This window comes from Amnimonas aquatica, from assembly GCF_002943415.1.
In the GTDB taxonomy this organism is placed as follows: Bacteria; Pseudomonadota; Gammaproteobacteria; order Pseudomonadales; family Moraxellaceae; genus Perlucidibaca; species Perlucidibaca aquatica_A.
In genome coordinates this window covers 1-1,140 of record NZ_PTQZ01000365.1, presented here as the reverse complement: position 1 = coordinate 1,140, position 1,140 = coordinate 1, and the positions used below count along the sequence as shown (strand labels likewise).

Sequence of the window (1,140 nt, the reverse complement as noted above, 5' to 3'; positions counted from 1 at the left end):
TGAAGATACCAGCCGGAAGGACCTATCTAGAGATCGTAGGCCAAAAGGGAATGGCAACCTACAATGCGTTTCTGACCTTTGATGCATCACCTGGCGAATCATACGTCGTAGTGAACGGACCTGATCCCATTTGGTACAACCGATACCCAATTTATATATACAAATCAGATGATCGTGTTAACTTGGCAATAAACACCCCAAAAGACGCACCTAAAGATGTAGCATGCCTGCCGCAATGGTGGCGTTTTATGCCATATAGTGGCTAAAAGATAAGTCCTGATTTTTATAGAGAGAAAGGCTTTCTTATATCCCTTTCTCTCCCAAGCTTCAGCCCTGATGTTGAACGTTTGACTTGAGCAGGGTAGCCCTTGCGGACGATGCGGGCCTGCCACTGCAGGTCACCGCGTTTTCGGAGTGAGGCCATCGGCTCCCAAATCCTCCCAAAATGAATTGGACAGAACTTGGACAAAAATCCGATGCCTGCATGTCTTTCGCTCGCAAAACCGAGCTAAGTCATTGATTTTATGGTGGACCGAAAGGGGATCGAACCCTCGACCTCCGCATTGCGAACGCGGCGCTCTCCCAGCTGAGCTATCGGCCCTTCTCTTGGCGAGGTGCGTAGTCTGCCAAAGCGCGCGGCGATCGGCAATCCGTCAGGCGCCGCTCTGCTTCTGCCCGCGCAGCAGGGTCTTCAGCAGGTCTATCGCCATGCTCCGATTCTGCTCGCTGAGCGCATGGAACAGCTTGCGCAGCTGCACGCTCTGAGCTTCGTACTCGCTGGCGGGCTCGTTCACCGCCTGGCCCCCTTCGGCCTGCTCCGCCTCGCGGAAGATGTCGCTGACGCGAACGCCCAGCGCGCGGGCGATGCGCTCCAGGTTCTCCAGGGAGGGGTTGTGGCGGCCGCTCTCTATGCGCGACAGCGTGCTGGTGGCGAGGTCGAGATCGTTCGCCAGCGGCTCCAGCTTGAGCCCCCGCTCGACACGCAAACCCCTGATGACACGGCCAATATTCATGCCGGCATTGTTCTCGCCAGCTTGCCACCACCGCAAAGCGCGCAGGGCCAATTTACATAAAATAATTGCCATGAAGGCAAATTATCGGGAGCATGCGGGCGCCTGACGCTCATCCACCGGAAGGGAG

General features: G+C 56.1%; 1 protein-coding gene and 1 tRNA gene. Both read right to left on the bottom strand.

Features of this window, described 5'->3' with window-relative positions; all coding sequences use genetic code 11:
- Positions 1-525: 525 nt before the first annotated feature.
- Positions 526-601 (bottom strand) — tRNA-Ala (locus tag C5O18_RS10020).
- Between the two features lie 52 nt (positions 602-653).
- A complete protein-coding gene (locus C5O18_RS10015) occupies positions 654-1,013 on the bottom strand; it encodes a helix-turn-helix domain-containing protein (protein ID WP_158249339.1) in 360 nt (119 codons plus the stop codon).
- Positions 1,014-1,140: the final 127 nt, after the last annotated feature.

Coding starts and splice junctions, on each gene's coding strand:
- C5O18_RS10015 (WP_158249339.1), bottom strand. CDS start 1,013: ATGAATATTGGCCGTGTCATCAGGGGTTTGCGTGTCGAGCGGGGGCTC.